The sequence below is a fragment of the Mesorhizobium comanense genome, from assembly GCF_005503535.1.
Lineage (GTDB): Bacteria > Pseudomonadota > Alphaproteobacteria > Rhizobiales > Rhizobiaceae > Mesorhizobium > Mesorhizobium comanense.
Map to the genome: position 1 here is coordinate 322,749 of NZ_SCNN01000001.1, position 21,558 is coordinate 344,306.

18 protein-coding genes are annotated in these 21,558 nt (G+C 64.5%); 12 read left to right on the forward strand and 6 right to left on the reverse strand.

Annotation, left to right across the window (positions count from 1 at the left end; all coding sequences use genetic code 11):
• Positions 1–104 precede the first annotated feature (104 nt).
• The 6 genes from FFS37_RS01545 to FFS37_RS01570 are packed head-to-tail and all read left to right on the forward strand — an operon-like array spanning position 105 to position 6,836.
• Positions 105–1,118 (forward strand): ABC transporter permease, encoded by a 1,014-nt coding sequence (locus FFS37_RS01545; protein WP_137929164.1) that lies wholly within the window; start codon positions 105–107, stop codon positions 1,116–1,118.
• Positions 1,118–1,960, forward strand: a complete 843-nt coding sequence (locus FFS37_RS01550) for an ABC transporter permease (protein WP_137929165.1) — start codon at positions 1,118–1,120, stop codon at positions 1,958–1,960. Before FFS37_RS01545 ends, FFS37_RS01550 begins: the two co-directional genes overlap by 1 nt.
• 3 nt (positions 1,961–1,963) lie before the next feature.
• On the forward strand, positions 1,964–3,034 hold the full coding sequence (locus FFS37_RS01555) for an ABC transporter ATP-binding protein (protein ID WP_137929166.1): 1,071 nt from the start codon (positions 1,964–1,966) through the stop codon (positions 3,032–3,034).
• The gene (locus FFS37_RS01560) at positions 3,031–4,068 is read left to right on the forward strand and encodes an ABC transporter ATP-binding protein (RefSeq protein ID WP_137929167.1); all 1,038 of its coding nucleotides are present in this window, start codon (positions 3,031–3,033) and stop codon (positions 4,066–4,068) included. The genes FFS37_RS01555 and FFS37_RS01560 overlap by 4 nt, the downstream gene beginning before the upstream one ends.
• A 27-nt stretch (positions 4,069–4,095) precedes the next feature.
• The gene (locus FFS37_RS01565; protein WP_171026138.1) at positions 4,096–5,382 is read left to right on the forward strand and encodes a CaiB/BaiF CoA transferase family protein; all 1,287 of its coding nucleotides are present in this window, start codon (positions 4,096–4,098) and stop codon (positions 5,380–5,382) included.
• A gap of 17 nt (positions 5,383–5,399) precedes the next feature.
• Positions 5,400–6,836 carry an NAD-dependent succinate-semialdehyde dehydrogenase gene (locus FFS37_RS01570; protein WP_137929168.1) on the forward strand — a complete coding sequence of 479 codons (1,437 nt, stop codon included), beginning with the start codon at positions 5,400–5,402 and terminating at the stop codon, positions 6,834–6,836.
• A gap of 36 nt (positions 6,837–6,872) precedes the next feature.
• On the opposite strand, the gene FFS37_RS01575 is transcribed toward FFS37_RS01570, so the two are convergent.
• Entirely contained in the window at positions 6,873–7,511 is a 639-nt protein-coding gene (locus FFS37_RS01575; RefSeq protein ID WP_137929706.1) for a class II aldolase/adducin family protein, read from the reverse strand.
• Complete coding sequence (gene otnK, locus FFS37_RS01580) at positions 7,511–8,875, reverse strand: 3-oxo-tetronate kinase (protein WP_137929169.1); 1,365 nt, start codon at positions 8,873–8,875, stop codon at positions 7,511–7,513. Before otnK ends, FFS37_RS01575 begins: the two co-directional genes overlap by 1 nt.
• 119 nt (positions 8,876–8,994) lie before the next feature.
• On the opposite strand from otnK, the gene FFS37_RS01585 reads away from it, so the two are divergent.
• Entirely contained in the window at positions 8,995–9,732 is a 738-nt protein-coding gene (locus FFS37_RS01585) for a GntR family transcriptional regulator (RefSeq protein ID WP_137929170.1), read from the forward strand.
• A gap of 34 nt (positions 9,733–9,766) precedes the next feature.
• On the opposite strand, the gene FFS37_RS01590 is transcribed toward FFS37_RS01585, so the two are convergent.
• The 3 genes from FFS37_RS01590 to FFS37_RS01600 all read right to left on the reverse strand — a co-directional run bounded on the left by FFS37_RS01590 (position 9,767) and on the right by FFS37_RS01600 (position 14,945).
• The gene (locus FFS37_RS01590; protein ID WP_137929171.1) at positions 9,767–10,996 is read right to left on the reverse strand and encodes an aminotransferase class III-fold pyridoxal phosphate-dependent enzyme; all 1,230 of its coding nucleotides are present in this window, start codon (positions 10,994–10,996) and stop codon (positions 9,767–9,769) included.
• 124 nt (positions 10,997–11,120) lie between these two features.
• Complete coding sequence (locus tag FFS37_RS01595) at positions 11,121–12,683, reverse strand: ABC transporter substrate-binding protein (RefSeq protein ID WP_171026164.1); 1,563 nt, start codon at positions 12,681–12,683, stop codon at positions 11,121–11,123.
• Positions 12,684–12,770: 87 nt separating this feature from the next.
• On the reverse strand, positions 12,771–14,945 hold the full coding sequence (locus FFS37_RS01600; protein WP_137929173.1) for an alpha-ketoacid dehydrogenase subunit alpha/beta: 2,175 nt from the start codon (positions 14,943–14,945) through the stop codon (positions 12,771–12,773).
• A 443-nt stretch (positions 14,946–15,388) separates the two neighbouring features.
• On the opposite strand from FFS37_RS01600, the gene FFS37_RS01605 reads away from it, so the two are divergent.
• Positions 15,389–16,684 (forward strand): O-antigen ligase family protein, encoded by a 1,296-nt coding sequence (locus tag FFS37_RS01605; RefSeq protein WP_137929174.1) that lies wholly within the window; start codon positions 15,389–15,391, stop codon positions 16,682–16,684.
• A 15-nt stretch (positions 16,685–16,699) separates the two neighbouring features.
• On the opposite strand, the gene FFS37_RS01610 is transcribed toward FFS37_RS01605, so the two are convergent.
• Positions 16,700–17,149: a hypothetical protein gene (locus tag FFS37_RS01610; RefSeq protein WP_137929175.1), complete on the reverse strand. Its 450-nt coding sequence runs from the start codon at positions 17,147–17,149 to the stop codon at positions 16,700–16,702.
• Positions 17,150–17,378: 229 nt separating this feature from the next.
• Between FFS37_RS01610 and FFS37_RS01615 the strand changes: the two genes are divergently transcribed.
• From FFS37_RS01615 to FFS37_RS01625, 4 genes are all read left to right on the forward strand, one after another.
• Positions 17,379–17,948: a TrmH family RNA methyltransferase gene (locus FFS37_RS01615; RefSeq protein ID WP_137929176.1), complete on the forward strand. Its 570-nt coding sequence runs from the start codon at positions 17,379–17,381 to the stop codon at positions 17,946–17,948.
• The gene (locus FFS37_RS36430) at positions 17,932–18,063 is read left to right on the forward strand and encodes a hypothetical protein (RefSeq protein ID WP_269750766.1); all 132 of its coding nucleotides are present in this window, start codon (positions 17,932–17,934) and stop codon (positions 18,061–18,063) included. The genes FFS37_RS01615 and FFS37_RS36430 overlap by 17 nt, the downstream gene beginning before the upstream one ends.
• A gap of 184 nt (positions 18,064–18,247) precedes the next feature.
• A complete protein-coding gene (locus tag FFS37_RS01620) occupies positions 18,248–19,459 on the forward strand; it encodes a TIR domain-containing protein (protein WP_137929177.1) in 1,212 nt (403 codons plus the stop codon).
• Complete coding sequence (locus FFS37_RS01625; RefSeq protein WP_137929178.1) at positions 19,456–21,549, forward strand: hypothetical protein; 2,094 nt, start codon at positions 19,456–19,458, stop codon at positions 21,547–21,549. Before FFS37_RS01620 ends, FFS37_RS01625 begins: the two co-directional genes overlap by 4 nt.
• Positions 21,550–21,558 lie beyond the last annotated feature (9 nt).

Sequence of the window (21,558 nt, forward strand, 5' to 3'; positions counted from 1 at the left end):
TTATATTGACAGCGGCTTTCCCAGCCTGTCAATATGTTTGCCTTGATGGTATGTCGCTGCGCCCTGTGCCATCATACGAAGCCCGTCCTTGTGAAGGTAGCCACGTGTCCCGCTATATTTTGCGCCGGCTTATCGCAATGCCGTTCCTGGTGCTCGGCATCGTCACCATCGCCTTCCTGATCACCACGGTGACGAAGGGCGATCCGCTGACCGCCATCGTAGCTGAACAGCAGATGAGCAACCCCGAAGTGGTCGCCGCCGCCAAGGCCCGCTGGGGTTTGGATCGTCCCTTGCCGGAACGCTATATGATATATCTTGGCAATCTCATGAGCGGTGATCTCGGCACATCCTTCATCACCAAGCGCAATGTCGGCACCGACATTCTGTACCGCCTGCCGGCAACGCTCGAACTGGTCTTCGCCGCCATGATCTTCGGCACCACGCTTGGCATCGTGCTCGGCGTGCTCGCCGCCTATTTCCGCAACAGCCTGATCGACCATGGCGCACGGCTGTTCGCCCTGTTCGGGTCATCGCTGCCGGTATTCTGGTCGGGGCTCGGCCTGCTTTTCATTTTCTCGGTGGTCTTGAACTGGCTTCCAGGCCCGGGCCGCCTGGATGCGCGTCTACCGCTGCCGCCCGGCGTCACCGGCTTCCTCACCATCGATTCACTGCTGGCTGGCAATCTCGCCGTCTTCAAGGACGCGCTGTGGCATCTGCTGTTGCCGGCCTTCGTGCTCGGCTGGACGGTCTCGGGCACGATCTCGCGCCTGGTGCGCGCCAATATGCTCGACGTGATGAGCCGCGAATTCGTGCTCACGGCGCGCGCCAAAGGGGCCAGCGAATTCCGCGTCGTCATCGTCCATGCGCTACGCAACACGATGGTGCCGACGCTCACCGTCATCGGCTATTCCTTCGCCTATCTCATCACCGGCGCGGTGCTGACCGAGACCATCTTCTCCTGGCCGGGCATGGGCTCCTATGCGGTCGAGGCGGCACGCGCGCTCGACTTCCCCGCCATCATCGGCGTCACCATCGTCGGCGGCCTGGCCTTCCTGGTCACCAATCTCATCACCGACATCCTCTATGTCGTGGCCAACCCGCGCGTGAGGCTGAGTTGATGTCGGCCGTCGTCACCAAGTCCCGTTCCGCTGCTATCCCCGAATGGCTCACCGCACCGCTCGTCATCGGCACGGTCGTCATCCTGTTCTGGCTGTTCATGACGCTGTTCGCCAATCTGGTGGTGCAGTTCGATCCGCTCGAAATGGTCGGCCGCCGTCTGCAGCCGCCGAGCTGGACGCATTGGCTGGGCACCGACGCGCTCGGCCGCGATGTGCTGGCCCGCACCTTGCACGGCGCGGCCCATTCGCTGCCGATCGCCGTTCTGGTCGTCGTGTCGGCCGTTGTCATCGGCTCGCTGCTCGGCGCCATCTCCGGCTTCGTCGGCGGCTTCACCGGTGCGGCGATCATGCGGCTTGTCGACGTCACCCTGTCCTTTCCGCCAATGCTGCTCGCCATGGCCGTCGCGGCCTCGCTTGGGCCGGGCCTCGGCAATGCGGCCATCGCCATGGTGCTGGTCTGGTGGCCGGTCTACGCCCGGCTGATGCGGGCCCAGGTGCTGGAGGTGAAGGAGCGCGAGCATGTCGAGGCGGCGATCGCGGCCGGCGCCCGCCCGAGCCGTGTTCTGTTCAAGCACATATTGCCGCTTTGCTGGACGCCGGTTCTGATCAGCGCCACCATGGACCTCGGCCAGGTCGTGCTGCTCGCCGCCTCGCTCTCCTTCATCGGCCTTGGCGCAACGCCGCCGACTCCCGAATGGGGCTCGATGATCTCCGATGGCGCGGTGCATTTCTATCAATGGTGGATCGCCTTCGGCCCGGGCGTCGCCATTCTCACCATCGTGCTCGGCTTCAACTTCATCGGCGACGGCCTGCGCGACATTCTCGATCCAAGGTCGGACTAGACCATGAGCGCACAGCTATCTTCAGCGCGCACGGGCGCGATCGATGCCGCAGGCGAACCGCTGCTGTCCATACGCGGCCTGCGGGTCGGGTTCCGCAAGGCCGGCAGCCAGTTCGAGGCGGTGCGCGGCATCGACCTCGATGTCGCCAAGGGTGAGGTGGTCGGCATTGTCGGCGAGTCCGGCTCGGGCAAATCGGTCGGCATGCTCGCCGCCCTTGGCCTGACCTCCAAGAACGCCGTCGTCACGGGCTCGGTCCGCTTCAAGGGCGAAGAACTCGTCGGCAAGCCGGCGCGCGCGATGCGCAAGATCAGGGGCTCGCGCATCGCCATGATCTTCCAGGACCCGTTGTCCTCGCTCAATCCGGTGATGACGGTCGGCGCCCAGATCGCCGAAGCGATCCGCCTGCATCAGCGCCTGACCCACAGGCAGGCCATGGCGCGCGCGGTGGAACTGCTCGCCCTGGTCGCGATCCCGCAGCCGGAACGCCGCGTCAGCCAGTATCCGCATGAATTCTCGGGCGGCATGCGCCAGCGCGCGGTGATCGCCATGGCGGTCGCCAACGATCCCGATCTCCTGATCGCCGACGAGCCGACCACGGCGCTCGACGTGACGGTCCAGGCGCAGATCCTGAGCGTGCTGCGCTCGTTGCAGGAACGTCTCGGCCTCGGCCTGGTGCTGATCACCCATGATCTCGGCGTCGTCGCCGGCCATGCCGACCGCGTCGCCGTCGTCTATTCCGGCCGCGTCGTCGAGCAGGCAACCGTCTCGCAACTGTTCGCCGATCCGCGCCATCCCTACACGCGCGGCCTCATCGCCTCGATCCCTAATCTGGAAGAAAGCCGCGAGCGGCTGTTCTCGATCGAAGGGGCGCCGCCCGCCCTTGGCCGCTTGCCTGGCGGCTGCGCCTTTCATCCGCGCTGCATATACGCCGAAGCGCGCTGCCGCGAGCAGGACCCGCCGCTGCTCGATGTGGGAGACCGGTTCTCCGCCTGTCATTTCGCGACAACCCTGCCGCCGTTCCACGGCGCCTCGCTGGCGCCGGCGAGCCTTGAGACTGGAAGCCTAACCTCATGAGCCCGGCCGCCGAACACAAGACAGAACCGGCATCAACCCAGGCGCCAGCGCTCTCGGTTCGTCACCTCGTCAAGGACTTCCCGGTCCGCGGTGGCCTGGTCTTCGACCGTGCGGTTGCCCATGTGCGAGCGGTCGCCGATGTCTCCTTCGATGTCGCGCTGGGCGAGACGCTCGGCCTTGTCGGTGAATCCGGTTGCGGAAAGTCGACCCTCGGCCGCTGCCTGATGCGGCTGATCGAGCCGACCAGCGGCGAAAGCTGGTTCCGCGGCCAGAACCTTCTGGCGCTGAACCATGAGGACATGCGCCAGATGCGGCGCTACATCCAGCTCGTCTTCCAGGACCCCTATGGCTCGCTGCATCCGCGCATGCGCATTGCCGACAACATCGCCGAGCCGCTGCGCATCGGCGACATGTCCAGGGCAGACCGCCGCGCCCGTGTCGCCGAACTGCTCGAACTCGTGCGCCTCAATCCCGAGCACGGCCGCCGCTATCCGCACGAACTCTCCGGCGGCCAGCGCCAGCGTGTCGTCATTGCGCGCGCGCTCGCGCTCAACCCGCAGGTGGTGATCCTCGATGAGCCGGTTTCCGCGCTCGACGTGTCGGTACAGGCCGGAGTGCTCAATCTGCTGAAGGACATCCAGCAGTCCTTCGGCACGTCCTACCTGTTCATCGCTCACGACTTATCGGTGGTGCGCCACATCTCGCATCAGGTCGCGGTGATGTATCTCGGCAAGATCGTCGAGATCGCGCCGGCGGCCGAACTCTATTCCCGCTCGCTGCATCCCTACACGCAGGCGCTCTTGTCGGCGGTGCCGCTGGCCGACCCCGAGAAGGAACGCAAGCGTGAGCGCATCGTGCTGTCGGGCGATGTGCCGAGCCCGCTCAACCCGCCGTCGGGCTGCCGCTTCCGCACCCGTTGCTTCAAGGCGCAGGCAATCTGCGCCTCGGTCGAACCGCCGCTCGGACCGTCAGGCGAAAAGCATCGCGTCGCCTGCCATTTCCCGGAACCCGTCAACGCGTTCAAGGCCGCCTGACATCCGCAAGCCGACGCCGAACCGCGCATGAAGGATTTGATCGTGACCGAAGACCGCTCCAACGATGCCGGCATCGCAGGCCGCAACCGACTGCCGCTCGCGGGCATCAAGGTGCTCGATCTCTCGCGCGTGCTGGCCGGCCCCTGGGCGACGATGAGCCTCGCCGATCTCGGCGCCGAGGTTTGGAAGATCGAGAACATCGATGGCGGCGACGATACCAGGGCCTGGTCGGTGCCGAGCTACAAGGGCGTCTCGACCTATTACCTCTCAGCCAATCGCGGCAAGCAGAGCATCGCGCTCGACATGAAGAGCCCGCAAGGCCTGGCCATCGTGCGCGAACTCGCCGCGAAGGCCGATGTCGTCGTCGAGAATTTTCGCGGCGGCACCGCCGACCGGCTGGGCGTCGGCTACAACGAGCTCAGCGCCACCAATCCCGGTCTCGTCTACTGTTCCATCTCCGGTTACGGCCAGACTGGCCCCGACGCCAGCCGACCGGGCTACGACTTCGTCATGCAGGCCGAAAGCGGCCTGATGGCCATCACCGGCGAGAGCGATGGCGAGCCGATGCGCGTCGGCGTCGCCATCACCGACGTCGTCTGCGGCATGGTGGCGACGCAATCGATCCTGGCGGCGCTGTTCGAACGCACGACGACCGGCAAGGGCCAGTTCCTCGACCTGTCGCTCATCGATTGCGCGCTCAGTCTCCTGATCAATGTCGGCAGTGGTTATCTCAACACCGGCCGCGAAGTCGCACGGTATGGCAACGCTCATCCGACGGTCGTGCCCTACCAGATATTCGAGACCTCGGATGGCCGGTTCGCCCTGGCCGTCGGCAACGACAGGCAGTTCGCCGCACTCTGTGAAAAGGTCGTCGGCCTGCCGCATCTGGCCAAGGACCCACGCTTCATCAAGGCGGGCGCGCGCGCCACGAACCGGGGCGATTTGATCCCCCAGCTTGCCGATGTCTTCAGGACGCGGACCCGCGACCACTGGATGGCGGCCTGCGCCGCGGCCAGCGTGCCGGCGGGCACGGTGAAGTCGATCCCGGAAGTCTTCGACAGCCCCAATGTGCGCGAGCGTGGCCTCGTCCAGACCCTGCCGCACCCGCATCTCGGGACCGTCGCCATGGTGCGCCCCGCTCAAGGGTTGGCCGCGCAATTGACGGCGGATTTCACGGCGCCGCCAATGCTGGGCCAGGACACGGAAGCGGTGCTGACGGAGGTCCTCGGCTACAGCGCCGACAGCATTCGCGACCTGGTAGGGTCTGGCGCCGTCGGCGTCTACACGCCTGCCGCCGGACCTGTTTCCGCCTGACCTTCACGGAGCCTGCCATGTATCCCGACGTTCTCCTCCACATCGACGGCGCGTGGCGCCCGGCACGCGGCGGGCGGACCATGCCCGTCATCAATCCGGCAACGGAAGCCGAGCTAGGGGCGCTCGCCCATGCCGGCACGGACGATCTCGACGAGGCGCTCGCCGCCGCTGCAAAGGGTTTTGAAACCTGGCGGCGCGTGTCGCCCTTCGATCGCTCCAAGCTGATGCGCAAGGCCGCCAATATCCTGCGCGAGCGCAACGAACACATCGCCACGCTGATGACGCTGGAACAGGGAAAGCCGATCGCCGAATCGCGTATGGAGGCTTTTGCCGCCGCCGACATCATCGACTGGTTCGCCGAGGAGGCGCGCCGTGCCTATGGCCGTATCGTGCCGGCGCGACTGGAGGGCGTCAGCCAGTCGGTGATCAAGGAGCCGGTCGGCCCGGTCGCTGCTTTCACACCCTGGAATTTCCCGCTCAACCAGGCGGTCCGCAAACTGTCGGCGGCGCTCGCCGCCGGCTGTTCCATCATCGTCAAGGGGCCGGAGGAGACGGCGGCTTCGCCGGCCGAGCTGGTGCGCGCCTTCGTCGATGCCGGCTTGCCCGATGGCGTCGTCAATCTTGTCTACGGCACCCCGTCGGAAATCTCCGCCTATCTCATTCCGCATCCGGTGATCCGCAAGATTTCCTTCACCGGCTCGACACCCGTCGGCAAGCAGTTGGCGTCACTGGCGGGCCTGCACATGAAGCGGGCGACGATGGAGCTTGGCGGCCACGCCCCCGTCATCGTCCTGCCTGATGCCGACCTCGATCGCGCGGCACGCTCGATGGTAGCGTCGAAATTCCGCAATGCCGGCCAGATCTGCGTCGCGCCGACGCGCTTTCTTGTCGACCATGCCGTCTATGACGAGTTTGTCGGCCGTTTCACCGACGCGGCCCGCCAGATCAAGGTGGGCGATGGCCTCGCCGAGGGAACCACGATGGGGCCGCTCGCCAATCCGCGCCGGGTGCAGGCGATGGAAGACCTTGTCCATGACGCCGTGCAGAAGGGCGCCGAGCTCGTCACCGGCGGCAAGCGCATCGGCAATTCCGGCTATTTCTTCGAACCGACGGTGCTGTCCAACGTCGGTACGGATGCGCGTGCCATGAACGAGGAGCCGTTCGGTCCGCTGGCGCTGATGACCCCGGTGAGCGGGCTGGACGAGGCGCTGGCCGAGGCCAACCGGCTGAACTACGGGCTGGCCGCCTACGGCTTCACCCGATCGGCTGCCAACGCGGCAAAGATGTCGTCGGGTATCGCCAGCGGCATGGTGTCGATCAACCATTATGGCCTGGCTTTGCCGGAGGTGCCGTTCGGCGGCATCAACGATTCCGGCAACGGCACCGAGGGCGGCGCCGATGCGCTTGAGAGCTACCTAAACGCCAAGTTTGTATCGCACCTGCAGGTGGAGTGAACTGAAGTAAGTCGGCTTATTTTTGCTGGCCGCCAATCATTTCTGCTGCCCATAGGTCTTGTAGCGTCCGCGAATAGCGGCGAGTTCACTTTCGCCGATCAGCACCGGCGTGCCGGCGCCGCGTGCCAGCAGATATTGCCGCGCCAGCGTCTCCAGCTTGACGGTGCGGACGAGCGCCGTGTCGAGATCGCCGGCGAAGGCGATCATGCCGTGATTGGCAAGCAGGCAGGCCGTGCGGTCCTTGAGCGCCGCGACCGCCGCCTTGGCCAGGTCGCTCGACGCGAACAGCGCGTAGTCCGAACAGCGCACGTCGTCGCCACCGAAGCCAGCGACCATGTAGTGGAACAGCGGCAGCGGCTCGCGCAGGCATGACAGCGCCACGCAATGGTCGGGATGAGCATGCACCACCGCGCCGGCGTCCGGAAAAGCCTTGTAGATTTCGGCGTGCATCTCCCACTCGCTCGACGGCTTGAACGGCGCGTCCCAGGAGCCGTCGAGCGGCATCGGCACCATCTGCTCCGGCCGCAGGGCGCGTGTGGCGATTCCCGTCGGCGTGATCAGCATGCCGTCCCTCGTGCGCACGCTGATATTGCCGGTCGTGCCGACATTCATGCCGCTGGCGTCCAGTGTCTCGGTCGCCGCTATCAGTGCCGCGCGGGCGATTTCCATGTCCATCACGATGCTGTCCCTCTGGAGGCCTTCCCTGGCGGCCATGTGGCGATTGCCGGAGCGGTGCTGGCTGGCCGCGTCATGTCTTGAAGAACGTCGGCGAAAATGCCGGCACCGCCGAGCTTTCCGGATTTGAGCATGAGCGCCAGCGGATCACCGGGTCGGCCGGGCAGGACGGCGACGGCGCGCGACAGGCCGGGGCCCTCATAGGCGCCCATGGCGATGCGGTCGATGCCGAGCGCCTTGACCACCGAGCCCGCCGTCTCGCCGCCCGCGACCACCAGGCGCCGTACGCCGAATTCGCGCACCAGCATGCCCGCAATTTCGGCCAGGATTTCTTCCGCTTTGGCGGCCACCGTATCACGCCCATACGCTTGTTGAAGCGCCTCGACCGTCGATTGCGGGGCGGTGGTGGCGATAGCGATCATCGCATCGGGCAGATGGCGCTCGGCGAATGCGCGTGCCTGCGTCACCACATCTTGGCCGGCAAAGGCGCCGGTGAGATCGATGGTCAGCAGGGGATGGTCCTGTGCGAACCGGTCGAGCTGTTCGATGGTGCGGTCGGCGACGCTGCCCGCCAGCACCGCCGCGGGTCCCTCGACAGCAGGCAGGCCGGCCGGAACGAGGTCGTCGCCGCTCAGCATGCCGTGCGCCAGCCACGCTGGCGGCAGGTGCGCCACCACGGACGAGTTGCCCGTCATCAGTGGCAGGTCGAAGGCGGCTTGCGCGATCGTCGCCAGGTCGCGCTCGCGGAGCGTGTCGGTGACCAGCAGGGTCTCGCCGCGCGCGCTTTTCTCCCGCACGGCGTCACGGATCGCTTGGGGGCCGGCATCGACGGTGAGCCATGGCACCAGCCCTGCCTTGCCTTTGCTCTGCGCCTGCAGCACGCGCACCAGGTTGGAATCGGTCATCGGTGTCAGCGGATCGAAGCGCTTCGGCGATTCGCCCAGCAACTGCGCGCCGCCGAACATGTGGCCCTGGTAGACGGTGCGGCCGGTCTCGCACAGCGCCGGTGTGAACAGCGTCACGCCACCGCCGAGCCGCTCCAGCAAAGCCTCCGCGCAAGGACCGATATTGCCGGCGGGGGTGGAATCGAATGTCGCGCAGTATTTGAAGAAGATCTGCCGCGCACCGGCTTCGACCAGCCGGTCCGCGGCTGTAAGAACCTGCCGCACCGCATCGGCGGCGGCGATGACACGTGTCTTGAGCAGGATAACATGAGCCCTTTTGCCAGGCGGGATCGGCGCCTCCAGGCCGACCGTGCAACCCGTGGCAATGCCGCGTGCCACGAGCATGGAAGCCAGCTCGGTGCCGCCGGTCAGGTCGTCGGCGATGGCGCCGAACAGAAGCGAAGGCTTCGACATCGTCATGCGGCCCGTTTCATGCCTGCGCATCGTCCGATGCCGGTGGTCAGACTGTTTGTGATATCATATACACGGCCCGCGCGCCGTGGACGACGCTGGCGCGGCCGCAAGGACGGAGACTGACAGTGACTGCTTCCATCGCGCCGATCGCGCGCGACAATCTCACCACCCGCGTTTACGAGGAACTTCGCCGCGCCATGATGGAAGGCCGCTTCTGGCCCGGCCATCGCTTCAAGATCCGCGATCTCGCCGCCAGCCTCGAAGTCTCCGAAACGCCGGTGCGCGAGGCGCTGATGCAGCTGGTGCGTGAGAAGGGCCTCGAGATGGAGGCCGGGCGCTCGATCACCGTCGCCCAGTTGTCTCTGGCCCAGTATCTGGAGCTGCGCAGCATCCGCCTGCATCTCGAGGGCATGGCCGGCGCGGCCGCCACCACGCGCATCGAGCCGCGCGAGATCGATCGTCTGGCAAACGTGCACGAAAAGCTGATCGCCAACGAGGACAATGGCCGCTGGTTCGAGGCCGTTCGCGACAATTGGGAATTCCACCATTCGATATACCAGGCCGCCGGCATGCCGGAGTTGCTCGCCATCATCGAGGGCATCTGGCTGCGCAACGGGCCGCTGGTCAATTATCAGTATCCGCACGCACGGCCGACCTATGACGGACGCCACCGCCATCTCGACATTCTCGACGCACTGCGCGCCCGAGACGAGAATGGTGTGCGCAAGGGCATCCAGCAGGACATGCTCGAAGGCGGCCGCCTGCTGGTCAAGGTTCTGGAGCGGCTGAACGATGGTTCGGTGACGCCGGAGGAATTGCGCGCGGCGGCGCAGAACGGCCGCCTCGTCTCGGCGGCCGGCTGATCCATTCCTCGCAGCACGTCGCACAGTCGCGGCCTCACGCCACTTGCGCGGCGGCGGCCATGCCGGCATCGGCCGCCTGGAGCACGAGGTCGATATCCCTCGCCGTGTGCGCGGCGCTGAGGAACATGTTGTGCTTGGGGTGGAAATAGGCGCCCTCGCGCAAGGCGGCCGAACAGAACGCATCGGCTTTCCGGAACTCCGCATCGCCATCGAAAAGCACCATCGGCATCGATGCCGGACCGGTCTGGCGAAGCGAAAGTCCATGCTTTTTCGCGGCCGCATCGAGTCCCGAGCGCAACCGCTCGCCAACCGCATTCATGATGGCGATCGCCTTGGTGTCGCGCAGCGTCCTGATGGTGGCGACCGCCGCCGCCATGGAAACCGCACCATACCAGAACGAGCCCGTCACATAGACCTTGGTCGCTGCCTCGCGGAAGCGGTCGTTGCCGGTGATGGCGGCCAACGGATAGCCATTGGCGATTGCCTTGGAGAAGGCCGACAGGTCCGGCTTCACGCCGAGCGGCTGCCAGCTGCCCGCGAGATCGATGCGGAATCCGGCTCTGACATCGTCGACGATCAGAGCCGCGTCGGCTGCGGTGGCGAGTTCACGCGCCCGCTTGGCGAAGGCTGATGTCGGCAGTTCCTGATCGCGGGCGATGTCGTGGCGAAAGGCGGTGACGACGATCGCCGCAAGGTCGCTACCGGCCTGCTCCACGGCGGCTTCCAGGCTGGCCACGTCATTATAGTCGAAATGGATGAGGTGCGCGCGATCCTCCGCCGTGACGCCGGCGAGCGAAGGCGAGCACCAGGGCACCGCACCGTGATAGGAGCCGCGCGCGACCAGCACCTTGCGTCGCCCGGTTCCGGCGCGGGCGATGGTCACGCAGGCGGTGGTGGCGTCGGTTCCGTTCTTCTGAAGCATCGCCCAGTCGGCATGGGCGACGGTCTCGACCAGCAGTTCGGCCAGTTCGACCAGAACTTCGCCGGGCCCGTTCATCGCGTCGCCGAGGCCGCGCTGCCGCGCCGCTGCATCCTCGACCGCCTGATGATGATGGCCGAGAATATTGGGCCCCCAGCTGCACATCAGATCGATGTATTCGCGTCCGTCGACATCCCAGACCCGGCAGCCGTTGGCGCGCTCGAAGAACTGCGGATAGGCCGAGCCGAGATAGCGCGTGGACATGTGCCCCCACATGCCGCCCGGAATGACCGACGCGGCGCGTTCGCGCAGCAGCTGGTCCTTGGAGTTGATCAGGGAAGGCATGGCGAGGTCTCCGCGCTTTGATATATCATATATTGAGATTTTGATTTTTCTGCCATCGGAATCCCGCTCCCGAGAGGCAGGAAACGATGGAGAGGCATCCACGCCTCCCCATCGTCGTTGCGCTTTAGTGGCTGAGTTCGGCCAGCGGCAGGTTGCAGCAGGCGCTGTAGCGCACGCCCTTGACGTCGGACTTGTAGGCCAGGATCAGGTTCGGGCTGACCAGCGGCAGGATGATCCTGTCCTTGATCATCTCTTCGCCGGCCTGATGCCACAGCTTTGCGGCTTCGTCGCCGCTCGCCGCAAGCGCCGCCTTGTAAAGCTCGGACTCCTTCGGGTTGAGCACCGACGGCTCGCGTTCCGCGCCGGCGCGGCGCGACCACGGGCTGCCCTTGGTCATGGCGAAATACTCTATGTACTGCGAGGTGCCGTAGTAGTCCGGGGCGTAGAACACCGCCGTCATCGGGATACCGTCGCCGTTGACGCGCTCGCGCCAGTTGGCGAAGGGGATCGGCTGCAGGTCGAGCTTGATGTTGACCTTGGCCAGATCCTGCTGGACCTTCTGCATCAACAGAGAAAGGTCGACGCCGTAGACGTTCATGCCGGGGAAGGCGGCTTCCATCTCGAAACCGTCCGCATGGCCGGCCTTGGCCAGAAGCTCCTTGGCCTTGGCGAGATCATAGGGTTGCGCCTCGAAGCCGGAGCCGCCGGGGAAGCCGAGCGGAATCGGCGCGCTGATCAGCTGGCCCTCGGAGCCGATGGTGAAGTCGAGGATACCAGGGCGATCGAGCGCGAGCGAGATTGCCTCGCGCACCTCGGGCGTGAGCGGAACCTTGTTGGCCTTTGCGCCGGGCGACAGCGCGACATAGATGAAGTTGTAGGACGGCACCGTCTCGATCTTGACGTCGTTGCCGGTGATGGTCTTGGCCGTGTCCGGGTCGATCTGCATGGCGATATCGGCCGTGCCGCTCTGCAGCATCTGCGCCTGCGCCACCGCGTCCTTGGTCTGGCGGATGACGACTTCGCTCAGCGCCGGCGCCTTGCGCCAGTACTTGTCGTTGCGTGCCAGGCGCACTTCCGAATTCGGCTCATAGGATTTCAGAACGAAGGGCGCGCTGCCGGCCGAATGCGCCAGGAACCAGGCTTCGGCATTGTCCGTGGTCGAGGCATCCGCACCGGCCTTGGCGCCGGCTTCCGAAGCGACCTTGCTGTTGACGACCGCCGTGTAGGGCGCCGCCGCGATATTGAGGAATTCCGACGATGGCGCAACCATCTTGACGACGACCGTATGCGCGTCCGGCGTCTCGATCGAGGCGACATTGTCCATCAGGAACGAGGCGCTGCCCTTGAGGTTCTTCAGCCGCTCCCAGGACCATTTCACGTCCTTGGCTTCGACCGGCGAGCCGTCCGAGAACTTGGCCGCCGGATCGAGCGTGAAGGTGAAGCTGGTCTGGTCGGCATTGCCTTCCCACTTCGTGGCCAGCAGCGGGATCAGCTTGTTGTCCTTGTCGAGCGTCAGCAGCGATTCATAGACGCTGGAATTGTAGATCTGGCAGGTGTCGCAGAACGCGCGGTGCGGGTCGAGCGAGTTGAGGTCGATGTTGCGCGCGATGACCAGCGGCTTCTCGTCCTGGGCGAAGGCTGCCGGTGCCCAGAAGGTGCTGGTCGCCAGCATCGCCGCCGCGAGCATCGCCGCTTTGGTTCTGTTTCTGTGTAGGATCGTCATGTTTTTCATTCTCCCATTTTCTTGTCGGATCGTTGTGGCAATACGTCAGCTCTATCCGTCCGCGCCGGTGAGGGATCGAAGCGCGGCCTTGAGCTTGTCGGCACCGCCCAGTGCGGCCCGGTTGAGTGGGGCCGAGACGACGGGCGCCGAAAGGCTTCCCGTCACATGCAGGATCTCGTGGTCGAGATAGTCGAACACGCGGTCCTGAATCTCCTGCGTCAGCCGTGCGCCGAGCGACAGGCCGTGCTGGACCTGCTCGACGACGGCAACCCGATTGGTCCTGCGGATCGAGGTTTCGACCAGCGGCCAGTCGAGCCCGGTCGGGTCGAGGCTGCGCAAATCGATGATCTCGGCATCTATGCCGGCCTCCTCCACCACCTGTCTGGCCACGGAAACCATGCTGGCGCTGGTGAGCAGCGTACAGGCGCTGCCCGGCCGGACGATCTTCGCCTTGCCGAGCCGTACGCAATAGTCGCGGTCGTCGGCGGGAACGGGCCCTTCGGTCGGAAACAATTCGACATGCTCGATGACGACGACCGGATCGTCGCATTTCAGCGCCGAATTCATCAGGCCGACATAGTCGAACGGCGTCGTCGGCGCCACGATGCGCCAACCCGGGTAAAGCGCGAACAGGCCGGACGGATCGCCCGAATGCTGCGAACCGTAGCCCGTGTGCGGCGAGACGCGGACCCGCACCACGATCGGCACCGGGAAGCCGCCGCCGAACATGTGGCGGACCTTGCTCACCGCATTGAACAGCTGGTCGGCGGCGACCAGGCAGAAATCGCCGAACATGATTTCGACGACCGGCCGCAGGCCGCAAAGGGCTGCTCCCAGTGCCACGCCGACAAAGCCGTTTTCGGCGATCGGCATCGCCAACACGCGCTCGGGCCAGCGTTCAAGAGCGCCCTTGGTGGCGCCCGAAACGCCGCCGCGTAGCCGGTGTACGTCCTCGCCCATGATGATGATGCGCGGATCCTGCTCCATCGCGCGCGCGATGACTTCAGACGCGGCAGCCATGAACTTGAGCGGCTTTGTCTCGGCCGGCGGCACGTCCTCGATCTCGAGGAAGCGCTCGTCCTTCAGTTCGGACAGGTCGCCGCGGATCTGGTTGTCGACTTCGCTGGCATCCGGCCATAGATGGTCGGGAATGTGCAGCGCATTGCCGCTCATCTCGGTCAGCGAGTCCGCGGCGGTGTTGACCACGTCCATGACGCACTGGTCGAGCGTGGTGAGATCGGCGGCATCGAGAATGCCCATCGTCTTCAGTCGTGCCGCCATCGTGGCGAGCGGATCGCGTGCCTTCCAGGCGTCTTCCTCGGCGCGCGTGCGATAGCCGAACTCGCTGCCCGGCCGCGCGCCGCTCTGGTGCAGGAAGCGGTAACAGAGCGCCTCGACCAGCACCGGACCACCGTCTTCCTCGATGACCCGGCGCGCTTCGCGCATGGCGTGGTGAACCGCGACCACATCCATGCCGTCGCACTCGATGCCGCGAAAACCCAGCATCGGACCGCGCGAGGCAAGCCGCGTCTCGCGCGTCTGCTCGTTGACGTGCGTGGACACGGCATAAAAATTGTTCTCGGCAAAGAAGATCACCGGCAGCCGGTAGAGCGCCGCGATGTTCATCGCCTCGTAGGCAGGTCCCGCCATCATCGTGCCGTCGCCGAAGAAGGCGACCGAGATGTTGCCGGTGCCGAGCAGCTTGTCGGCCAGCGCGTAGCCCGCCGCGTGCGGCAGGTTGCCGCCGATGATGGCGCTAGTGCCCGGAATGCCGGAGGCGTCGTCGCGCATGTGCATCGAGCCGCCGCGTCCGCCGCAGTAGCCGGCGTTCAGCCCCATGATCTCGGCCATCAGGCCGCGCACCGAATCCTGCATGCCCGTGTTGAAATCGTCACGCCGGGGATCGAAGCCCGCGGGCGTCTGCGCGTTGACAAGCTTGGCGAGCACCTGATGGTGGGCGCGGTGTGTGCCATTGATGCGGTCGCCGATGCCAAGCATCGACATCGCGCCGACCGCCGTCGCCTCCTGTCCGATGCTGGCATGCGCAGGCCCGTGCACGAGCCCGGCATTGGCGAACTCCAGCACTCTCTCCTCGAAACGGCGGATCAGCAGCATCTGGTGGTACCAGCGCACCAGGTTCGACACCTCGGCGGCGTTCCAATCGGAATCGTCGACGTCGAGCCGCAACCAGGGCGCCGAGGGTTGGATCGCTGTCTGCTGGACCATTCAGGCTAGTTCCATTCCGGTAGATGATATATCAAATATTCTCTCTGGCGGGTGTCGAGGCTTATTCCAGGGTCATGTCACCGGTTCGCGGAGGTCGGCAGACAAATGGAATTAAATTTCATTTTCTGCCCGAAGCCGAGACTAAGCTGGGACGGCGCCGTTCCGCAAGTGGAATTTTTGGGGTGACCAAGCCTTCCCAGGCAGTCGCTGAGCCTGGGCATGACGACGCACAAAGCGCCGGATCGCGGGACCGACATTCCAGGCCATCTCTCGGCAATCGCCCCGTTGTAAGACAAGGTGACCGGATTTGCCATTGAGCGTGGTGTGCGATAGGTTATATTGCACTGCACAATGGAGACGCCGTTTCTTGTACGCCCCTGTTTGCGGATATGCCGCCGGGCTCGCGGCCTGCCGGTCGCGGGCCGTGTCGGCGGGACGCTGAGATGAAAATTCCGAAGTCCCTGCTGGTCGATCCGGAGAAGAACTCGGTCTATGGCAGCTTTGCCGTGGCCGTCTCGATCTGGGCGTTTTCCTATTCCGTGATTTTCGGCCAGGTGCTCATCCTGGCCTATTACGCGGTCTGGCTGCCGCTTATCCTGGTCGACTACCGGCGCTTCCTGCGGCAATTGTCCAGCGCCTGGCTGCCGCTGCTCTTCGTGACCTATGTCTGTTTCTCGGTCTTCTGGTCGCAGGCCCCCGGCATCACAGCCAGAACCGCAGTCCAGTACCTTTCCCACGTTGCCTGTGCCTATGTCGCGGCGCGCACCGTCAGCGTGCGGACCCTGACGCTGGGCGCCCTGGTCGGGATATTCTTCGTGATGCTCTATTCGCTCAAGGTCGGCGCCTATTCCGAGGACGTCCTTGACGGCACCTACAATTTCGTCGGGGCCTTTGCCTCCAAGAACCAGATCGGCTTCGTCGCCTCGCTCGGCATCTATTTCTCGGTGGTGTTCCTTGCTTTCTTCCGGCGCGGCCGGCTGAGCTTCATCCTCACCGTTCCTGTCGTGCTGCTATCGGCCTATCTGCTGGCCATCGCCCATTCGGCGACATCCACGGCCTCCATCCCGGCGGTGCTGGCGTTGATCGTGCTGCTCGCCATGAGCAAGCTCTTGCCGCGGCGCTATCGCCGCGTGATCTTCCTGGTTGGTGCGGGTCTGATCGCCGTCGCGGCTTTCGTTGCCCTCAACCTCGGGCTGATGGACTTCGTGCTCGGGCTCTTCGGCAAGGACTCGACGCTCACCGGACGGACCTATCTGTGGGAGCAGGGCTGGAACGCCGCCATGCGGTCGCCCATCATCGGCGTCGGTTACGCCGCCTATTGGGTGCAGGGTTTCGCAGAAGCGGAGCGGTTGTGGAACGAATTCTACATCTCCACCCGCACCGGCTTCCACTTCCACAACACCTATGTCGAGGCGCTGGTCGAACTCGGCTTCACCGGGGCGGTGCTGATATCGCTGATCATGCTGCGTTCGCTTCTCGGCCACCTTACGGCGGTGATGTTCAAGTCGTGGCAGGCCGATTCGGTTGTTCTCATCGGCGTGATGGTGCTGTTGCTCATCCGCTCCTTCGTCGAGGTCGAGATCCTCAACCCCTACATCATGGGGTCGTTCCTGATGTATTTCAGCTTCTTCAAGCTGGCGCGCCTGCCCGTGACCCGCACGCGATGGTCGCCGGTGAATTTCGAGGATGCAAATGCCGAGAAGAACTGGAAGAGGACCGAGGTCGGCGCCGTCAGATGATCCTTGAGCGACGCGCTACCGGAAGACCGCTATCGCGTCGAGTTTGCCGCGGCGAGGTTCTAGGTTGAAACTCGCCACCTCCTGACCCGTCTCGGCTGCGATATGCAGGCATATTTTCTTCAGGGCCTCGGTTGCCTGGATCATCTTCACCGGCAGGTCCGGCCCTTCCATTCCCAGTGGGAACATGTCGCGAAAGATGACCTTGTCGAGAGGGCGTCGCAGTGTTCTCAAGGCCAGGGCAACGCCCGCGGCCAACTCCTGGTCAGGACGTGAACCCGCATTGTAGTCGGTCACGACAATGCTGTCGCCGGTTTCCCGCTCGACTCTCACCCAGAAACGCGGATCGTCGGAGCGCTCGACCCTGACCGAGAAATCATCTTCCCTTACCAGAAGATCGAGTTCAGGATCCGGCGCTGCCTTGGCGGCCGCCTGCGAAATGGTTTTGGCATTGATCTTGGGTACCATGCCGCTATCCCGTAACCTTTCCATTAACCATAGAGTACTGCTCGACGGTTATCAAGCTTCAGTATAACGTGGCTGATTACTGCGCTGCGGGACGCGATTGCCGGACTAAAGCAACTCCAGGAAAAAGTCTGTAACGGTTTTCCGTCCGAAACTGCGCAAAAACAGGTAGTTGGAGTGCTTCGTCGATTTCGCGAGACGATGAACACTCTGGTTGTGCGAGGCGTTCGAAATGCGCTTGTGTTTGTGGGATTTGCAGTCGCCGATCAACATCGGGATGATCCTGCGAACGGCGGAGATCTACCGCGTTCCGGTGGTCATCTATGACCGGCGCGGCGTCTTTGGCGGATCCTCCGCGCTGACCACCATCTCCGATTTCGCCTGTGGAGCGCTTCAGCGGCAGCCGCCGTCCATCTATGGCGACGAAGACCTTGTGCGCGAGGCCGTCGCCGGTCGTTTGTTCGCTACGGTGATCACTCCGGACGCGCAGCCGCTGCAGCAGACGATGATCGGCGCTAATGACTGCGTGTTGGTCGGCAACGAGTATGACGGGCTGCCTGACAGGCTGCTTGCCTCGGTCGATACGCATCTGATGATACCGATGCCGCCGGGGTATTATCCCAAGCCGTCGTCGGCCAGTCCGATCGATCCTGCCAGAAGCCACAAGAACGCTCAGGATGGCATGCCCAGCCTCAACGTCGCCGTCGCTTCGGCCATCATCATGTTCGAGGTTTTCGCCCGCACGCCGGGCGCCGGGATCACTGCCGTTCGATCTGCCGAGCCGCGTGCCCGCAGCCATTGAATTCGTCCAGCAGGGCGTGGCGGTCAAGGGCGCGAAGGACGCGCACCGTTTCGACGACGGCGTCCAGGTCTATGTGCTGCATGGCGACGACATGGCCCGCTTTGCCCTCGGATAAGACCGCGGGTTTTCGATCCGCTGCCGGCCTGCTGAAACTGAGAATCCGTGCCATCTCGTCCTTCGCCTTTTCGGTCGAGACTGGCAGGACAGGGTTAACGAAGCCTTAGCATGCGGCTCAATTCAATAAAGAACCGCCATCTTCTTGACCTCACCATGAACATCATGGTTAACATATTGTTGATGTGGGTCGGGTGTGGTGTGCGGGCATGTATAAATGTTTCGTAATCTGCCCATTCGGGGAAGAGGATGGCGCGGGAGAGAAGCTCAGGCTCTTTAACGAGCGCTCGGGCCTGCGCAAGCATGTATTCCCGCGTGTAGAGGCGATTTGCCGGGAGCGTGGCTTCCCCATCGAGATCGCCGACGGAGAGAGAACCGCCACTCCCGATCCTGCCGTGCGGGCGGCCACGCAGCGCGGCATTGACGAGGCCGACGCCGTCATTGTTCTGCTCACCGAAGACAATCCCAACGTCTACGTCGAATTCGGCTGGGCCGTGGGAATGTGGCACCACCCCATCATTCTCTACCGCAAGGGCTACAAGCTGCCGATCGACATCGTCGACCTGCTTCACCTCGAATATGGCGACAGCCATGTCTCGGGCGCCAACAAGGATGCCATCCTTGTACTGGCCGACAAGCTTGCAAAAGCGCTCGTCGAGAAGATCGTCAAGAGCAAGACGGACGTCCCGTTCGGCCATTGGCCGCAGACCACCCTGGCCCGCGGCCGGGTCAAGGTCTACAACCGGTTCTCGAAGGCGTTCACGCGGCTTGAGTGGTCGGAGGTTTTCAGGTCGGCCACCTCCGAGATCATCGTTGCCAGCACGGGAATGTCCAAGGTCAACGCCCAGGGTTTCATCTGGGCCGAGCCCGGTCGGCCGCCGGTGGAAATGGGCCTCGCCCAAATGCTGCTGCTCAAGGCGCATGAGGGGGTGAAGGTAACGGTCGTCTTCTACCACGAATCCAATGTTACGGACGGACATCTCAAGCAATGGGATGGCGGCGTGGAGGAGCGCCAGAACAGGATCCGGTCTTCATTCAGGTTCTGGTCCACGTTTCGCCTGGCCTACGAAAGCGAACGCCAGGCCGCCGAGAGCAAAGGCGATTTTTCCAAGTCCAAACCGGGTGGAGGATTCGAGGTCATCCAGCTGTATGGGCGCCACCTTCCGTTCCGTGTGACGCTGACGGAGCAACAGGCCATCGTCACGGTGCGCTTCTACACCGAAGTGTACAATTCCGGCCTGTGCATAGTGGCCAAGGCCGCCGACGGGCTGCCCGACCCCGACAACATGCCGGTCTACAATCAGGTCCGCAGGGAACTCGATTTTCTGATCAACGAAAGCAAGGAACGGTCGGAGGAGAACTATCGGAACTGGTTGGCGGCCGGGAGGCCGCGGTGAACGCGGCCGGGTGGCAAGTCTCAAAACCGGGTGGAGAAAACGGCGAGGCAACCGGCCGGCCCGCCTCGCCGCTGCAGGTGCGGGTTGGCTTTGCCGGCCATCGATCGGTTGACGGCCCGGAACTCCGGGCGGCACTCGGGCGGGCGTTCGAACTGGTGCAGGAGTGCGCCGCCGGAATGGCCCGGACGACGGTCGAAGCATCCGACCATGCGCATGCGGACATTCATGAAACCATTCTTGACGCGCATCGCGCGATCTGGGGCATGGCCGGCGCCGGGGCAAACCTGACCTTGCTCACCGGCTACGCACCGGGTGCCGACAGGAGCGCGGCTTCCGTCTGGCGCGGCCTCGGTCTCGGTCCGATCCACGCGCTGTTTCCGTTCGCAGCGCCCGGCCATGCCGACCGTGGTCTTTATGCCTGGACCGATCAGCCCGGCCTCGGCGATACGGGCACACGGGTGGACCTCACGGCTCCGGAAGGGTTGGAAAAGGCGTTCGAGCATCTGACGATCCTCGACGGCGCTTCGGCTCTTGCCGAGGCGCCTCGACGCGATCCTCATCTTGAGCTCGCCCGCTGGCTGGTGCGATGGTCCGACGTCGTGGTGACCGCGTGGGACGGCAAACGGGCCGCCGGCCCGGGCGGCACCGCCGATGTCGTCGAGGAGGCGATCAAGGCCAACCGGCCCCTGCTTTGGATCGATGTTGCCCATCCGGAGATGCCGGTGCGCTTCATCGCCCCCCAAAGCCTGCAACGCGATGGCCTGTTCGGCGAGATCATCCAATCGATCGAGGCCGGCACGGTGGATGCGCTGGCGCCTGCGGCCACCGAGCACGACCTGCGCCGCTCGTTGGTGGCGTTGTTCATGCCGCCATCCACTCAGGCCGGCGAGCACGGCGATGATCTCGAAACCCTGATCCGGCGGCGCTTCGCGGCGTCCGATCCGTTAATGCCCGCATTCGGCTTGCGGAACGCGCGTGCATGGGCGGCAGTTGGCGTTTCGAGGATGATTGGCTGGGGCTGGCTGAAATTCTGGCGGTGCTGGGGGCGCGCAAAGATAGCCGCCGAACTGAGCCCACGTTCCCCTGACGAAGCGGCCGACGTGATCAATGAGACCGGCGCTGGTCAGGCCGGCGGCCACGCGACGAAGGAGGCGATCCAGGCCCGTGCGTTCTGGCATCCCACGTCGCTGGGCCACCCCGTCATCGAGCATGCCTTGCGGGATGTCGATGCGCGGGCCAACGTTCTGGGCAGCGCGCACCGGGGCGCGCAGCTGCTTCTGCTTCTGCTTGCGGTCACGGCGGTTGTCTGCGCCACCATTCCACTCGTCTTCGAGAGCTGGAAGTTGCCCGCGGTCGGAACGGAACTGGTCATCGTCGGTCTGGCGGCCTGGATCTCGAGGGGGATGCGACGCAGCAATGGTCATCAGATGTGGAGTGACTGCCGCCGCCTCGCGGAACGCCTTCGCGTCTTGAGAGCGACCTGGCCGCTTGGTTTCGACGTCGCCGACAAGAGGGGGCTGTCGCCATCGTCGTGGACGGAGTGGCGAGCGAATGCCATACGTCGTGCCGCCGGACCGCCAACGGGTTTCATGGAGCAGGCGCGCCGCTGGGTCGCCGCGGAATTCGCCCGCGAGGATGCTGATGGCATCGTCGAAGGGCAGCGAGCCTATCACATCCGTAACCACCACCGTGCGCACAGCCTTCATGCCGGTCTCGCAGCCACCGAGAAGTGGTCCTTGCGAATCCTGATCTCGCTTCTGGGTTGCTATCTCCTGGCGTATCTCGGCCACCATTACGACCTTTGGCCGAAACCGCCGAAGGAGGCCGCCGGCATTCTGGTTTTCGCCAGTGCGGTTATTCCCATCATCGCCGCGGTTTGTCTGGCTATCGAGGCCAAACTCGACTTGCGCGAAAACGAAAGGCGCTCGGCGGACCTTGGACTGTCGTTCGCCAGGATCAGCGCGGCGATGAGCGACCGGTCCGTTCCCTCTCGCGACGAGGAACTGCTGGCCAGTGCCGCCACCCTGGTGCTTCAGGATGTCGACACCTGGCGCGATGCCGCCCAGCGGCGGATCATCGCGACGCTTTAGAGAGAACAG